Below are 13,266 nucleotides of genomic sequence, written 5' to 3'. Positions count from 1 at the left end.
CGGGTGGAGATGAGCCACGGTCACTTCCGAGCCGCCTCCCCAGCCCGGCGCTCGGCGAGCAGGGTCTCGACCGCCAGCCGTCGGGCGGCGTCGCAGTCGGCGATCTGGCGGCCCCGCGTCATGTAGCTGGTCTCCAGATCGCCGAGCGTGGGCGATGACGGCAGGCGGTGAAGCTCACACGGTCGGGTGGCCAGGGCCGGCAGGGTCAGGCGCGGCGGAACAACCGAGGAGATCGGGGGCGAGGCGGCACAGCTCGCGGTCATGGTCGCGCAGGCGATCAGCGCGGTCGGGAGTGAGAGGCGTTGAGGCGTCATCGGCGGTTCTCGCGATCTGGATGGATTGGGCGGTGGCGCGTTCGCGGGCCACGGCGGACTGATGGGCGGCGTCGAGGCGGACGACCTGACCGGCCTGGCCTTGCGCCTCGGCGGAGCGGGCGGCGGCCTGGGCGGTAGCGGAGGCCGCGACCTGTTCGGCGCGGTCGGCGCGGCGACGGGCGAGGTCGAACGGGTCCCAGCGGAAGCCGAGACCGCCGAGCACGACCGCTGTCGTCGCGAGGGCGGCGACGGCGACCGCGAGCCGGCCGAGCGGCGCCAGGGTGCGGAAGGACGGCGGGGTCATGGATAGACCTTCCGATCCAGCTCGAAATGCGGGCCGTCGCGCAGACGAGGCCAGTCGCCGCCCCAGATCAGGGCCACGCCTCTGGCTTTCGCCGCCGCCTTGATGGCCTCGGCGATGCGGGGATAGAGCGGCCAGTCCCAGCGGATGGCTCCGTCCACCAGGGCGGCGATGTCGACCGCGTGGCCGGTCAGGTGGCGGGAGTTCAGGGTCCGGCTGGCGCCCGCGCGGACGAGGGACGCTTGCCGTTGGGGTGTGCGGAGGCCTTCCGTCACCATGAAGTCGACGGGGGTGGTCAGGATGGCGGCCTCGATCACGCCGACCAGGGCCGGATGGACGCCCTGAAGCCGGGCGCGCGAGCGGGTCGAGAGACGAAAGCTCATTTCGCGCCTCCCAGTCGCAGACGCAGATCGGCCAGGAGGGCGACCAGTTGCTGGGCCGTCGGGGCGACCAGATAGAGGACCAGCGTCAGGGCCAGCAGGGACATGAGGCCGGACGCCACGGCCGGGAGGGCGCGGGGCTCGGTGCGGTCCACGACCTCGGACAGGGAGCGCCACAGGGCGAAGCTGGCGGCGAAGACATAGAGGCGACGCCACAGCCACTGGGCCTCGGCCAGCGGCGGGGTCTGTTGATGGGGATCAATCATTGTCGGGCTCCTCGTCGGAAGGAAGGTGGGTCCAGGACCAGTCGGGCCCGGCGGCGGCGCGGCCTTCGTCGCGGGACAGGCGATCGGGCGGCAGGCCGTCGTCGACCGCGTCGAGGTCCAGCATCGGGCCGGCGCCGATGAAGGGCGGGTCGGTGAAGAAGGGATCGTCGGAAAGGCGCAGCATCGGCCTCAGCCCTGGATCAGGATGACGACGATCCCGGCCGAACCGGCGCCGCCCAAGCCCCCGGACGTGACGCCCGCCGCGCCTCCGCCGCCGCCCGCGCCGCGCGGACCGGCCGCGCCGCCGCCGGGTCCGGCTCCGGACGTGACCGCGCCCGCGCCGCCGCCTCCACCCCCGGCGTCGGAGACGAGGGAGGCCGGAGCCGAACCGGCCGATCCGGCGGCCGAGACGCCGCCGAGGCCTCCCGCGGCCGGAGCGGCGAGCGCCCCGCCGGAGCCGCCGGGACCGCCCGCTCGCGCCGTGCCGCTCGCGTCCAGACCGCCGCCGCCGCCCCCGCCGCCGGGCGCGCCCGGACTGGTCAGGCTGCGGCCCGTCTCGGCCGTGGTCGTGGTGGAGGTCGCGCCGCCGGGATTGCCGCCGTCCAGGCCGGGACCGGCCGAGCCCCCTGCCCCGCCCGCCGAGCCGTTGGCGCCCGGCTGGCCGCCGCGCGCTGTCAGAAGGGTCGCACCGGACGCGGCGACGACCGTGTCGCCGCCCGCCGCGCCGGAGGCGCCGCCCGCGCCGATGGAGACGGTCAGGTCACCAGGCAGGTCCTCGACGCGCCAGACGACGCGGGACAGGCCGCCGCCGCCGCCGCCCCCGCCGCCGGGACGCACCCCGCTGGATCCGAAGGCCCCGGCCCCGCCGCCGCCGCCACCGCCGATGGCGGTGACGATCAGAAGGCGGGCCCAGTCGGGCGGGGTGAAGTCGCCGCTGGCCGTCAGGCGGACGGTCTCGGCGCGGGCCGCGCCCTGGTCGAACCAGATACGGGCGTCGTCGCGGTCGATCCGTAGCGCCTGTCGCCAGATCGCGCCGTCGGGGCTGACCTTCAGCGTCAGGTCGTCGTCGCCGATCAGGCCCAGCTCGGCCCGGCCGCCGTAGCCGCTCTGGAACAGCAGGGAGAGGACGTCGGAGGCGCCGGACTTGTTGAAGGTGAAGCGAAGGCCGCCGTCGCCGCCCTCTCCGGCCGACAGGGCCGTCCAGAGCGCCTTGTTCAGCTTGGCGGCGAAGGGGTTGTCGGCGTCGGCCTCGGTGGCGAGGCCGAGACGCGTCAGGGACTGGAGCCGGGTCGGGAACGGGGTCCAGCCGTCGTCACCGCGCACGACCAGACCGCCTTCGTCCAGCACCACGGCCAGGGTCCCTTCCGGCGCCGGGACGCGGGTCCAGCCGCCCAGTTCGGCGCGGACCAGATCGCCCTCGGACCAGCCGGACCAGACGGCGCCGGTCGGGGCGGCGGGCAGGATGTAGAGGTCGCCGTCGTCGGGGTCGGCGGGCTGTGCCGCGAGGCTGCGGCTGACCACCGCCGTCTGGGCCAGGGCGTCCAGCCGCGTCAGGGCCTGGTTGAGGGTGACGTGTTTCTGAAGCTGGCCCGCCGCGAGGTAGGGCAGCTCCAGCCGCGCGCTGTGGTTCGAGAGCATGTCGATCTCCGTTGGAATGCGGAGATCAGTCTGGGGGCGCCGGAAGGGGGCGCCCGTTCAAAGGCTCTTAAAAGTTCGGACCTTTGAATTCATTGGGGTCCTGGGTCGATCCTTTGCCAACTCGGGCCCGAAAACGGGGGTGCGGGGAGGCCGATGGAAGGGCTGGGTGGCCTCCCCGCTGACCGGATCGCGGCTGTCAGGACCCACAGCGCCGCGAACGGCGCCGATACGACCCGATCGCAGAAACTACGATGCCCGCGCCGGGTCGGATGCGCTCTTAAAGCGCCTGAAGTTCACCGGCCGCGACGACCGGGCCGTCGGGCTTGTCGGCGGCTGGGGTATGGCCCGGCGCCTCCATGGAGATGGCGACCGCGACCGCCTGACCGGCGGCGGAGGCCAGGACCGCGTTCAGCTGGTGATGCGAGGCGGCCGAGCCGTCGATGGCGCCGATCAACTGGACCCCCGCCTCGTTCGGCTTGACGAGCCAGAGGTGAGGCACGGCCTGGCCGGTCGCCATCTGGCCCATGGGGGCGACGAACAGCTTGCCCGTCATGCTGTCGTAGGCCAGGGCCACGACCGGGGTTCCGCTGTCCATCATGGACAGGGTGGCCACGCGGGTCACGCCCCCGGCCGGAGCCTGTTCGACGATGGGCGCAGGCGCAGGACGGGCGATCAGGACGGCGACGGCCACGAGGCTGGCGGCCAGGAGGCCGGTCGAGCCCAGCGCCCACATGCGCCAGAAGTTGGCGCGGTTGTCGTTGGCGGCCGGAGAGATGGCGGCCTCGACGCGGGGCCAGACGCGGGGCGACGGCTCGACGCCCGGGATCTCGGCGATGAAGCCGGCCAGATGCTCGTTCCAGACCTCGACCTCTGCGGCGAAAGCCGGGTCGGAGGCCTCGCGGGCGCGGGCGGCGCGTTCTTCCTCGGGCGACAGGACGCGCAGGGCCAGTTCGCCGGCCAGAACCCGGTCTTCGTCTTCGGGGCGGATGGTGTCGGTCATGTTTCGAGGCAGCTCCTCAGCCGCAGCAACCCCCGCCGGATCCAACTTTTCATCGTGCCCAGCGGCACGTTCTCGCGCGTCGCCAGGGCGTCATAGGTCACCCCCTCCATGAAGGCGGTGCGGATCACGCCGCGGACCTTTTCCTCCAGGGTGTCGAGACAGGCGTTCAGACGGCCCACCTCGTCGGTCGTCTCGACCACGTCCGAAGCCAGAGGGGCGGCGTCGGCCAGGCCGTAGGCATCCTCGACCGGCGTCGTCTTGCGCATCGGGGCGCCCGAGCGCAGGCGGTCGATCGAACGGTTGCGCGCGATGGTCACCAGCCAGGTGATCGGGCTGGCGCGCGAGGGATCGAAGGTCGAGGCCTTCCTCCAGACTGTGAGATAGGTGTCCTGCAAGACGTCCTCGGCCAACTGGCGGTCAGCCAAGATACGCAGGCATACGCCCAACAGTTTCGCGGAGGTCGCATCATAGACGGTCTTGAAGGCGGCGCGGTCCCCTGCCCCGGCCTGGCCGAGCGCCAGGGCCAGCTCGTCTCGCGTCAGCATGGGCGTCATTCAGTCCGTCCGGGCCAGTCTCGATCACCGAACTAGGCGTGGGCCGAACCGATCCGTCAAGCGAAACAGACGCTTCAGTCGTGCAGGTAGACAATCCGTCGCTTCTTGGGATCGGACTTCATCGTCGCGACGTGCCGCTCGTGATCGCCGGAGGCGCGGGCGTTTCGTTCGTTGTCCTCGACCCAGTGGGTGCTTTCGATGTCCTTCTGCAGCGCCTTGGCCGCCATCAGGTGGCCAGGGAAGAAGAAGTCGACCACGTCGCCGGCCACCGGCACCTCGCCCGTCGCGACATCGACGCCGAGATAGCCGACCATGCGGGCGATGGTGGCGGGAGACGCCTTGGCGCGCACCGCCTGCATCAGCAGCCAGCCGCCCGCCCCCACCGAATAGACGGTGCCCACGACCGGGATCCAGGTCAGCAGACCGTCCATGCCGATGCCGAACGGCCCCAAGCCGATGGCCCGGTCGGAGAGCTTCTTGACGCCCTCGACATTGGACCAGATCTTCTCGATATCCCCGATGGTCCGTTTTGGCATTTCGCTCTCCAGGCGACGGCTCAACGCGCCATATCGACCCGCGTTCACCAAGGATGGCAAGTCTTCGTGCCTGACAGAATCTCACCTGTCCGACTGATCGCGGCCGTGCTCGTCGCGCTGGCGCTTCTGGCGCCGTTCGGCATCGCCGTCGCGGGGCTGAGCGGGATCGGGCATCGGTGGGTCGACATCCTGGCGCAGTTCACCGGCCCGGCGCTGATCGCAGCCTTCACGGGGCTGACGGCGGCGGCCCTGTTGCGGGTGCGGGGCGTGCTGATCTGGGCCGTCGTGGTCTGTCTGGCGGTGCTGGCGTCGGGATCGCAGCAGTGGGCGACGCCGCGCGGGGAGCCCGAGACGGGTTCGCTGGGCTTCACCCTGTATTCGGCCAACCTTCTGGTGCGGAACGACGACGTCGAGGCCGTCGCCGCCTCGGTCGCCGCATCCGACGCCGATGTGGTCGTGCTGGTCGAGGTCGGGCCTGAGGTGAGGGACGCGATCGACACCGTCCTGGCCGGCTATCCGCACCGGGTGTTCAACTCCGACGGCGGACGTCAGTCACTGATCGCCTCGCGCCGTCCGTTGCGCGACATCGAACTGAGGGTTCCGGTGCTGTCGGTCGTGGGGGCGGTGGCGGAAACCCCGCTGGGCCCGGTGACCATCGCCGGGGTGCATATGACGCGGCCCTGGCCCTATCAGATCCAGTGGGAGCAGATCCGCCAGGCGAACGGCCTTTCGGAGTGGGCGCGGTCGGTCGAGGGGCCTGTGATCGCGGCGGGGGACTTCAACAGCGTCTCCAGCGCCCGGATCGGCAAGATCATCAAGACCGACGGCGGCCTGATCCCCGCGCCGGGCTGGCCGGGGACCTGGCCCACCCGCCTGCCGGCCATCGCGGGCATCACCATCGACCAGGTCTACCGGACGCCGGACCTCGCCCTGGTGGAGCGGCGTCTGGGCGAGCCGACGGGATCGGACCACCTGCCGGTCATCACCCGTTTCGTCAGGGCCGCGCCAGACGCCTGAGCCGTTCGGCGTGACCGTCCGTGGGGAAGTCCTCGGCGATCCACTCGGCCTCGAAGGCCTTCAGGATTCGGCCGTGCTCGGGGCCGGGGTCGAGGCCGAGTTTCGCCAGATCATGACCGCCGACGGGCATGCGGGGGACGGGCCAGTCCTCGATCAGGGCCAGGGCGGGCGCGGCGTCGCCCGACAGCGCCGCGCCTCGCTGGCTACGGTCTGAGACGGCCTGTTTGCCGAGGCGGTAGGTCAGGGCGCGGAGGGTCTTCGCATCCGTCGCCGGATCAAGCGGCCCATAGGCGGCGGCGACAAGACGGACCTCCATGACCTTGGGCAGACGCAGGCCTTGAGCGATCCCGGCGACTGCGGCCGGGTCGTCGGGCAACAGGGCGGAGAGGCGCAGGACCGGATCGTCGCTCGCCTGAGCGATCGCGTCGAAGGCGGTCAGGTCGGCGACGGCGGGGAAGAGGCGGGTCAGGACGCCGGCGTCGGCCATCGCATGGACGGACGGGCGCGGGTCGGGGGCGGCCAGCAGTTTCAGCAGTTCCTTGGACACCCGTTCGGCGGACAGCCGGGTCAGGCCCTCGGCATGGGCGGCGCAGGCGGCGAGGCCCTCGGGGTCGGGCTCGGCCCGGCCGTACCAGGCGAAGAAGCGGAAGAAGCGCAGGATACGGAGGTAGTCCTCTTCGATCCGGGTGTTCGCATCGCCGACGAAGACGACGCGACCGGCCAGGGCGTCATCCACCCCCTGCCCCGTCGGGTCGAAGATGGCGCCGGTGCGGTCGGCGTAGAGGGCGTTGAGGCGGAAGTCACGCCGCGCCGCGTCCTCGGCCCAGTCGTCGGTGAAGGCGACCACGGCGTGGCGGCCGTCGGTCTCCACGTCCTTGCGGAGCGTCGTGACCTCATAGGGCTTCTTTTCGGAGACGGCGGTGACCGTGCCGTGGGCGAGGCCGGTCGGGACGACCTTGATCCCGGCGGCCTTCAGGGCGGCCATGGAGTCCTCGGGCTTCAGCCGGGTGGCGATGTCGAAATCATCGACCGGTCGCCCGACCAGGGCGTTCCTGACGCTGCCGCCGACGAAGCGGGCGCAGTCGAGGCCGCCCGCCGCCTCCAGCGCATCGAAGACGGCGGCGGTGGCGGGGGCCGTCAGCCAGGGTTGGTTCTCCAGCCGGGTCACGCGGCATCCTCGGCGGCGGATGCGGGCAGGTTCGGCTCGTCGCCGTACAGGCGCGCGCGCAGGGCGCGGATGATCCCGGCGGTCGCGCCCCAGATATACTGCTCGCCCCAGGTCATGGACCAGAACCAGCGTTTGACGCCCTCGGGCGCGTCCAGATGGTCGCGGGTGTGGTTGGCCGGGTCCATGAGGAAGTCCCACGGCGCCTGGAAGATCTCGGCCACCTCGTCGGGCGAGGCCTTCAGCGGCGGCAGGGCGTCGATCCAGCCGATCACCGGCGTGACCAGATAGCCGGTGCCGGTCTGATAGGTGTCGGACAGGCCCAGGACGGTGACGGCGGCGGGGTCCAGATCGACCTCTTCCCTCGCCTCGCGCAGCGCCGCATCGACGGCGTTCTCGCCGGGATCGAGCCGGCCGCCCGGGAAGGCGACCTGACCCGTGTGGTGCGCCAGACTGTCGGCGCGGCGGGTCAGGAGGACGCAGGCGCCGTTCGGATTGGCGATGATCGGGATCAGGACGGCGGCGGGCTTCAGCGGCCCCTTGGCCCAGGGCGTCATGCCGGGGTTGAGGTCGAAGTCGGAGCGGACAGCGCGCATCTCCGCATGCCAGCTGTCCGCCGGCGCCAGTTTTTCGGCCAGCCGGTCCTTCAGGGTCTGATGGCTCATTCGACGCCGGCTCCGGGCGGGCCGAGCGGGAACCAGACGCCGCCAGACTGGATCTGCAACCGACCGTCCCGCTCCTCGGCCATCTCGACCAGATCGTAGAAGACGGAGCGGACGATGCGGGCCTCCAGATCCGCGCGGACGTGGACGCGGGGGGCGGGCTCGCCGGTCACGGTGTCGGTCTCGACGGTGATGGGGTGGTCGGGACCGGCGCGGGTCTGATCGCCGACGTCGGTGGTGAAGACCAGGTCGTCGCCGTCGCGGGTCATGGTGACCGCGCGGAACGGCAGGTCCTCGACCTCGATCCGCATCTTCTCGACCGGCGTGACCAAGTGATAGCCGTCGGGGTCCTTGCGCAGCACGGTGGAGAACAGCCGCACCAGCTCGGCCCGACCGATGGGCGAGTTCTCGTGCATCCAGACGCCGTCGCGGCGGATGACGATGTCGATGTCGCCGCAATGCTCGGGATGCCACAGATGCACCGGCGGCAGGCCGCGCCCCGGCGCCTGTTTCGCGGCGGCGGTGATGGCGGCGAGGCCTGTGCTCGATTCCTTCGTCATTCGGTTCACCGTGTACCCCGGCGCATATGGGGTCCAGAAGAAACACCAACACCAGACGCGAGTTCGCCCCTCCCTTTCGTCATCCTCCGGAGGAGCGAAGCGGAGATCGGGGGACGCATCGTCATCCTCCGGCCGATCGAAGATCGGACCGGGGGAGGCGCCGAAGGCGATCTGTTCAGGCGGGATGTCGGAAACGACAGTGTGCGTGGCAGTTTCGCGCTCTCGCGCGCCGCTGGGTCCCCCGGTCTGCGCCGCGAAGTCGCGGCTTGCCGGAGGATGACGAAAGCAGGGTGCTTACGCGGGGAGCGCCTTTCCCGACGGCGCCGCGCTGGTGATCGGCAACCACAGGACCCTGCGTGGGTCGGCGGGCCCCGGCAGGGTCACGTCCGGCGCGGGCTGGAAGCCAAAGCGCTGGAAGTAGGCGGCGTCGCCGACCAGCAGGATGCCCGCGACGCCCCGCTGCCGGGCCTCGCCGATGCAGGCGCCGACGAGGTCCGCGCCAAGGCCGCCGCTGCGGACGTCCTTGGCCACCGTGATGGGGCCGAGGAAGAGGGCGTCGAGGCCCGCGACCGTGACGGCCCACAGCCGCACCGAGCCGGTCAGGCGGCCGTCCTCCCGCGCCACGAAGGCGGCGGACATATGGGCGTGCTCGCGGATGCGCTCGGCCGTCTTGACGAACCGGCCCGGACCGAAGGCGGCCATGACCAGGGCGTCGACCTCAGCGCGGTCGGCGTCTGTCTCCGGAACGATCCGGAAGCTGGTGGCGATGATGGGCGCGACGCTCATGGCGCGGGCCGATAGGGCCAATGCGGGGCCGGATCAAGGCAAAGCTCAGCCGAAGTTCGGGGCCCGCTTCTGGGTGAAGGCCATGAAGGCCTCCATGGCCTCGGGGCTGGTCATCTGGGAGCCGAAGGCCTGACCCTCGCGCTGCATCAGGGTCCAGAGCTGTTCGGCGTCGCGCATCAGCCGCTTGGTCTTGCGTAGCGAGTTGGGCGCGCGGGCGGCGAGCTTGGCGGCGAGACGCTCGGCGGTCGTTTCCACCTCGGCCGAGGGCACGGCCCGGCTGGCGAGGCCCCAGGCCAGGGCGGTCTTGCCGTCGATGGGCTCGCCCAGGGCGAAGATCTCGAAGGCGCGCTGATGGCCGATGGTCATGGGCAGGAGGAGCGACGAGGCGGCTTCCGGCGCCAGGGCCAGGTTGATGAAGGGGGCGGACAGAAGGGCGTCCTCGGCCACAACCACCATGTCGCAATGAAGCAGGAGCGTCAGGCCGATGCCCACGGCCCGGCCGCGCACGGCGGCGACCACCGGCTTGTCCATGTCCGCCAACGACTTGAGAAAGCGGAAGACCGGGGCGTCGGTGACCTGGCCGCCGCCGGACTGGGCAATCGAAATGAAGTCGGCGATGTCGTTGCCGGCCGAGAAGCTGTCGCCCTCGGCCTTGAACAAGAGGACGCGGACGGCGTCATCGGTGCGGGCGCGGTTGGTCGCCTCGGCCAGCAGCGAATACATGGCCTGGGTGATGGCGTTCTTCTTGTCCGCGCGGGCGAAGGTGACCGTCAGAACGCCGTTGGCGAGATCGGTGCGGATGGGATCGCTCATGCGGCGGGCTCCGGTTCGTTGAGGGTCCACCAGTCCACGCCGTCGGCGTCGCGTTCGCGGCGCACGCGGCCCTGACCGGCCAGATAGTTGAGGTGGGCGACAGCCTCGCCCGTGGCCATGCCCAGGATGGCGTCGCCGACCGGGCGGGCAAAGAGGGAGGCGAAGACGTCGACGGCCCGCTTGGGCTCGCGCAGGGTCCGCTCCAGACGTTTCAGCGAGACGGCATGGCCGCGCTTCAGCGCCTCCAGGCGCGGCAGGACGCCGGTGAAGGGCTCGCCGTGGCCGGGCAGGACGAAGGCGTTTTCCGGTAGGAGCGCGGTGAGCCTGTCCAGCGAGGTCATCCAGTCGTCCAGCGGATCGGCCAGGGGCTCGGTCGGCCAGACGGAGACGTTGGACGAAATGCGCGGCAGGATCTGGTCGCCGGAGATGAAGACGTCATCGGACTTCCGCCACAGGCAGGCGTGCTCCGGGCTGTGGCCGTTGCCGACGACGACGGTCCAGTCCTCGCCGCCGATGGACAGGACGTCGCCTTCCCGGATGCGCCGATAGGTCATGGGCATGGCCCAGACGCCCTTGGTGAAGCGACCGTAGCCGGTGCGGTAGCTTTCGACCTGCGCCTCGGTCCAGCCGGAGGCCTTCCAGAAGACCGCGCCGCTCTCGGGCGCCGGGCCGGTGTCCGTAACCAGCATCCGGCCGGTGACGTACTCCAGATGCGTCATCAGAAGCGGCGCGTCGAACCGCTCGCACAGCCAGCCGGCCAGACCGATGTGATCGGGGTGCATGTGGGTGCAGATGACCTGGGTGACGGGCTTTCCGCCCAGCGGGCCGGCCAGGGCCGCCTCCCATGCCGCGATGCAGTCGGGCGTGCGGATGCCGGTGTCGATGACGGCCCAGCCCTCGCCATCCTCGATGGCGTAGCAGTTGATGTGGTTGAGCTGCATCGGCAGGGGCATGCGCAGCCACAGGACGCCGGGCGCCGCCTGGATCGCCTCGCCCGCAGCCGGAGGGGCGCCGAGCGGATAGGTCAGGCCGCGCAGACTGTCCGCGCCGGGCTCGATCTCGCCCTCGCTGGTGATGACGCCGTCGGCCAAGTCCGTCTCCAAATGCAACGCGCGTCACCATAGGCGCGGGACGGCGTGCGCGTCCAGCGTCCGGCCTTGACCTCGTCCCGGCGCCCCGCCAAGGCTTTTCGCACCAGTTTCCATGGAGAGCGTCCGTGTTCATTAAAACCTTGGCTGCCATCGGCGGCGCAGCAATGCTGGCGATGGCGATCGCCGCGCCCGTCTCGGCCCAGGACGCGGGCGGCGGCAACCTCGGCTCGGCCAACTCCGATCCGACCACCGCGAACCAGGCCCAGCGCGGAGCGGGAACCCGCTTGCAACGCGAGGAGCGTCAGCCCCGTCAAAGTCGCCAGGCCCGCCAGCAGGCCCCCGCCCTGCCGACCCCGGAAGAAGCCATCGTCGCCGCCCAGGCCGTGGCGACCTCCGCTTCGGTCCCGTGCCAGGTGACCCTCGCCAACTATCTCGGCACCACGCCGGACGGCGCCCACTCGTATGAAGCCACCTGCGCGACCGGCCCGGGCTACATCCTTATGGCCTCGACCCCGCCGGTGGCCGTGGACTGCGTGCTGTTGGCCGGTCAGGCCGAGGTCGACCGCGCCCGCGATCCGGCCGCCGATGTCGGCACCCAGTGCGTCATCCCCCAGAACACCGACGTCCTGCGCGTCATCTCCGCCTATGCGACCGAGGCCGGCGTGCGCTGCACGGTCGATCAGGGCGCCTCGATCGGCAAGTCGAGCGAAGGCAATCTGATCTATGAAGTCGGCTGCAGCGGCGCGGACGGCTTCTGGATCGAGAAAGCGGCGGACGGCTGGAAGACCACCGAGTGCGCCATCGTGACGACCCAGAACGCCACCTGCCGCTACTCCACCGCCGCCGAGGCCGCCGCGACCCTCAAGACCCGCATCGCCGGCTCGGAAGCCGCGCCCTGCGACGTCACCGAGGGCCGTTACATGGGCGCCAACGCCAACGGTTCGTTCTTTGAAGCCAAGTGCAGCGCCGGCAACGGCGTGATCGTCCGCTTCAACCCGGAATACGCCGTGCAGCAGGTCTACCCCTGCGAAACCGCCCAGCGCATCGGCGGCGGCTGCCGCCTGACGATCGTGCCGGAAGCCCCGGCCGCCCCGGCCGCGCCGCAGTAAGACTGTCGAAAGACGAAGCCTGCCGAACCGGCGGACGAGCGATCGTCCGCCGGTTCTTTCTTTTCGGGCGCCGGGAGGCTTGACCCGGGGCCGCGACAGGTCACACGCTCGCCCTCCCCGGCATTGGGGATCTGGAGCCGTACCGTGTCGAAATCCGTCCTTATCGCAACCCTGGCCGCCGCCCTGGCCGTCTGCCTGAGCCCGCTCTCCGCGTCCGCGCAGGACATGCCGCAGGACCCGAGCGCGCCGACCACCTCCAGCGACACCAACGCTCCACCGTCCACCTCCACGCCCCTGGCCACGTCCGGGCCCGCAGCGGCCATGGCGGCCCAGCGGATCGCCACCGCTGCCGGCGTCACCTGCCGGGTCGTCGAGGCCAATGTCATCGGCCAGACCACCGACCGCCAGCGCGTGACCTACGAGGCCGCCTGCGCGACCGGGCCGGGCTATATCCTGGTCAACTCCATTCCGCCGGAAGCCCGCGACTGCGTCCTGCTGGCCGGTCAGGCCGAGGCGGATCGCGCCGCCAACCCGAACGCCGACGTGGGCGTCCAGTGCGTCATCGCCCAGAACAAGGACGTGGCCCGCGCCGTGGCCGGCTATGCGACCGAGGCGGGCATCACCTGCACCGTCGATGAGGGCGCGCCCCTGGGCCGCACGGCCGAGAACACCCTGATCTACGAGGTCGGCTGCGCCGGCGTGGACGGCTATCGCATCGAGAAGACCGCCACCGGCTGGACCACCACCGAATGCGCCATCATCGCCAGCCAGAACGCGACCTGCCGCTTCTCCACGCCGGAAGAGGCCGCCGCGACCCTGAAGTCGCGCCTGGTCGGCAGCCAGGCCTCGGACTGCGACGTCACCGCCAGCCGCTACATGGGATCGGCCCAGGGCAACCGGGTCTATGAGGCCAAATGCGGCGCGGGCGGCGGCTTTGTCGTGATCTTCTCGCCCCGGTTCGAGCCGGTGAACGTCTATCCCTGCGAACAGGCCCAGCGCATCGGCGGAGGCTGCCGTCTGACCACCGTGGCGGCGGCCGCACCGCAGTAGCTCCACGGTGCTTGCCCCGGTGCG

17 protein-coding genes are annotated in these 13,266 nt (G+C 71.2%); 3 read left to right on the top strand and 14 right to left on the bottom strand.

Going from position 1 to position 13,266, the window contains the following annotated elements:
• Nucleotides 1-174: 174 nt before the first annotated feature.
• The 8 genes from ACETK8_RS07135 to ACETK8_RS07100 form a co-directional block, all read right to left on the bottom strand.
• Nucleotides 175-618: a hypothetical protein gene (locus ACETK8_RS07135; RefSeq protein WP_374038814.1), complete on the bottom strand. Its 444-nt coding sequence runs from the start codon at nucleotides 616-618 to the stop codon at nucleotides 175-177.
• Entirely contained in the window at nucleotides 615-998 is a 384-nt protein-coding gene (locus tag ACETK8_RS07130) for a M15 family metallopeptidase (protein WP_374038813.1), read from the bottom strand. The genes ACETK8_RS07135 and ACETK8_RS07130 overlap by 4 nt, the downstream gene beginning before the upstream one ends.
• Nucleotides 995-1,261, bottom strand: coding sequence for a hypothetical protein (locus tag ACETK8_RS07125; RefSeq protein ID WP_374038812.1), 267 nt, complete (start codon nucleotides 1,259-1,261; stop codon nucleotides 995-997). The genes ACETK8_RS07130 and ACETK8_RS07125 overlap by 4 nt, the downstream gene beginning before the upstream one ends.
• Nucleotides 1,254-1,445: a hypothetical protein gene (locus tag ACETK8_RS07120; protein ID WP_374038811.1), complete on the bottom strand. Its 192-nt coding sequence runs from the start codon at nucleotides 1,443-1,445 to the stop codon at nucleotides 1,254-1,256. The genes ACETK8_RS07125 and ACETK8_RS07120 overlap by 8 nt, the downstream gene beginning before the upstream one ends.
• Nucleotides 1,446-1,450: 5 nt before the next feature.
• Nucleotides 1,451-2,899 (bottom strand): DUF2793 domain-containing protein, encoded by a 1,449-nt coding sequence (locus tag ACETK8_RS07115; protein WP_374038810.1) that lies wholly within the window; start codon nucleotides 2,897-2,899, stop codon nucleotides 1,451-1,453.
• A 277-nt stretch (nucleotides 2,900-3,176) separates the two neighbouring features.
• The gene (locus ACETK8_RS07110) at nucleotides 3,177-3,899 is read right to left on the bottom strand and encodes an anti-sigma factor (protein ID WP_374038809.1); all 723 of its coding nucleotides are present in this window, start codon (nucleotides 3,897-3,899) and stop codon (nucleotides 3,177-3,179) included.
• Nucleotides 3,896-4,453, bottom strand: coding sequence for a sigma-70 family RNA polymerase sigma factor (locus ACETK8_RS07105; RefSeq protein WP_374038808.1), 558 nt, complete (start codon nucleotides 4,451-4,453; stop codon nucleotides 3,896-3,898). Before ACETK8_RS07105 ends, ACETK8_RS07110 begins: the two co-directional genes overlap by 4 nt.
• A gap of 74 nt (nucleotides 4,454-4,527) precedes the next feature.
• Nucleotides 4,528-4,989 (bottom strand): DUF4112 domain-containing protein, encoded by a 462-nt coding sequence (locus tag ACETK8_RS07100; RefSeq protein WP_374038807.1) that lies wholly within the window; start codon nucleotides 4,987-4,989, stop codon nucleotides 4,528-4,530.
• 66 nt (nucleotides 4,990-5,055) lie between these two features.
• Between ACETK8_RS07100 and ACETK8_RS07095 the strand changes: the two genes are divergently transcribed.
• A complete protein-coding gene (locus ACETK8_RS07095; protein ID WP_374038806.1) occupies nucleotides 5,056-6,006 on the top strand; it encodes an endonuclease/exonuclease/phosphatase family protein in 951 nt (316 codons plus the stop codon).
• Here ACETK8_RS07095 and ACETK8_RS07090 read toward each other — a convergent pair.
• The 6 genes from ACETK8_RS07090 to ACETK8_RS07065 all read right to left on the bottom strand — a co-directional run bounded on the left by ACETK8_RS07090 (nucleotide 5,984) and on the right by ACETK8_RS07065 (nucleotide 11,083).
• A complete protein-coding gene (locus ACETK8_RS07090) occupies nucleotides 5,984-7,174 on the bottom strand; it encodes a CCA tRNA nucleotidyltransferase (protein WP_374038805.1) in 1,191 nt (396 codons plus the stop codon). The genes ACETK8_RS07095 and ACETK8_RS07090 overlap by 23 nt on opposite strands.
• A complete protein-coding gene (locus ACETK8_RS07085; protein WP_374038804.1) occupies nucleotides 7,171-7,836 on the bottom strand; it encodes a CoA pyrophosphatase in 666 nt (221 codons plus the stop codon). The genes ACETK8_RS07090 and ACETK8_RS07085 overlap by 4 nt, the downstream gene beginning before the upstream one ends.
• Nucleotides 7,833-8,393 (bottom strand): DUF1285 domain-containing protein, encoded by a 561-nt coding sequence (locus ACETK8_RS07080; RefSeq protein WP_374038803.1) that lies wholly within the window; start codon nucleotides 8,391-8,393, stop codon nucleotides 7,833-7,835. Before ACETK8_RS07080 ends, ACETK8_RS07085 begins: the two co-directional genes overlap by 4 nt.
• Before the next feature lie 294 nt (nucleotides 8,394-8,687).
• On the bottom strand, nucleotides 8,688-9,179 hold the full coding sequence (locus ACETK8_RS07075; RefSeq protein WP_374038802.1) for a GNAT family N-acetyltransferase: 492 nt from the start codon (nucleotides 9,177-9,179) through the stop codon (nucleotides 8,688-8,690).
• A 45-nt stretch (nucleotides 9,180-9,224) separates the two neighbouring features.
• The gene (locus tag ACETK8_RS07070) at nucleotides 9,225-9,992 is read right to left on the bottom strand and encodes an enoyl-CoA hydratase (protein WP_374038801.1); all 768 of its coding nucleotides are present in this window, start codon (nucleotides 9,990-9,992) and stop codon (nucleotides 9,225-9,227) included.
• Nucleotides 9,989-11,083, bottom strand: a complete 1,095-nt coding sequence (locus tag ACETK8_RS07065; RefSeq protein WP_374038800.1) for an MBL fold metallo-hydrolase — start codon at nucleotides 11,081-11,083, stop codon at nucleotides 9,989-9,991. Before ACETK8_RS07065 ends, ACETK8_RS07070 begins: the two co-directional genes overlap by 4 nt.
• A 125-nt stretch (nucleotides 11,084-11,208) precedes the next feature.
• Here ACETK8_RS07065 and ACETK8_RS07060 point away from each other — a divergent pair, with 125 nt between their 5' ends.
• A complete protein-coding gene (locus tag ACETK8_RS07060) occupies nucleotides 11,209-12,192 on the top strand; it encodes a hypothetical protein (RefSeq protein ID WP_374038799.1) in 984 nt (327 codons plus the stop codon).
• A 144-nt stretch (nucleotides 12,193-12,336) separates the two neighbouring features.
• Nucleotides 12,337-13,242 (top strand): hypothetical protein, encoded by a 906-nt coding sequence (locus ACETK8_RS07055; RefSeq protein ID WP_374038798.1) that lies wholly within the window; start codon nucleotides 12,337-12,339, stop codon nucleotides 13,240-13,242.
• The last annotated feature ends 24 nt before the right edge of the window (nucleotides 13,243-13,266 follow it).

Origin of the sequence: Brevundimonas staleyi (assembly GCF_041893865.1) — a bacterium.
Classification (GTDB): Bacteria; Pseudomonadota; Alphaproteobacteria; order Caulobacterales; family Caulobacteraceae; genus Brevundimonas; species Brevundimonas staleyi.
This window is presented reverse-complemented; position numbering and strand designations above follow the sequence as displayed.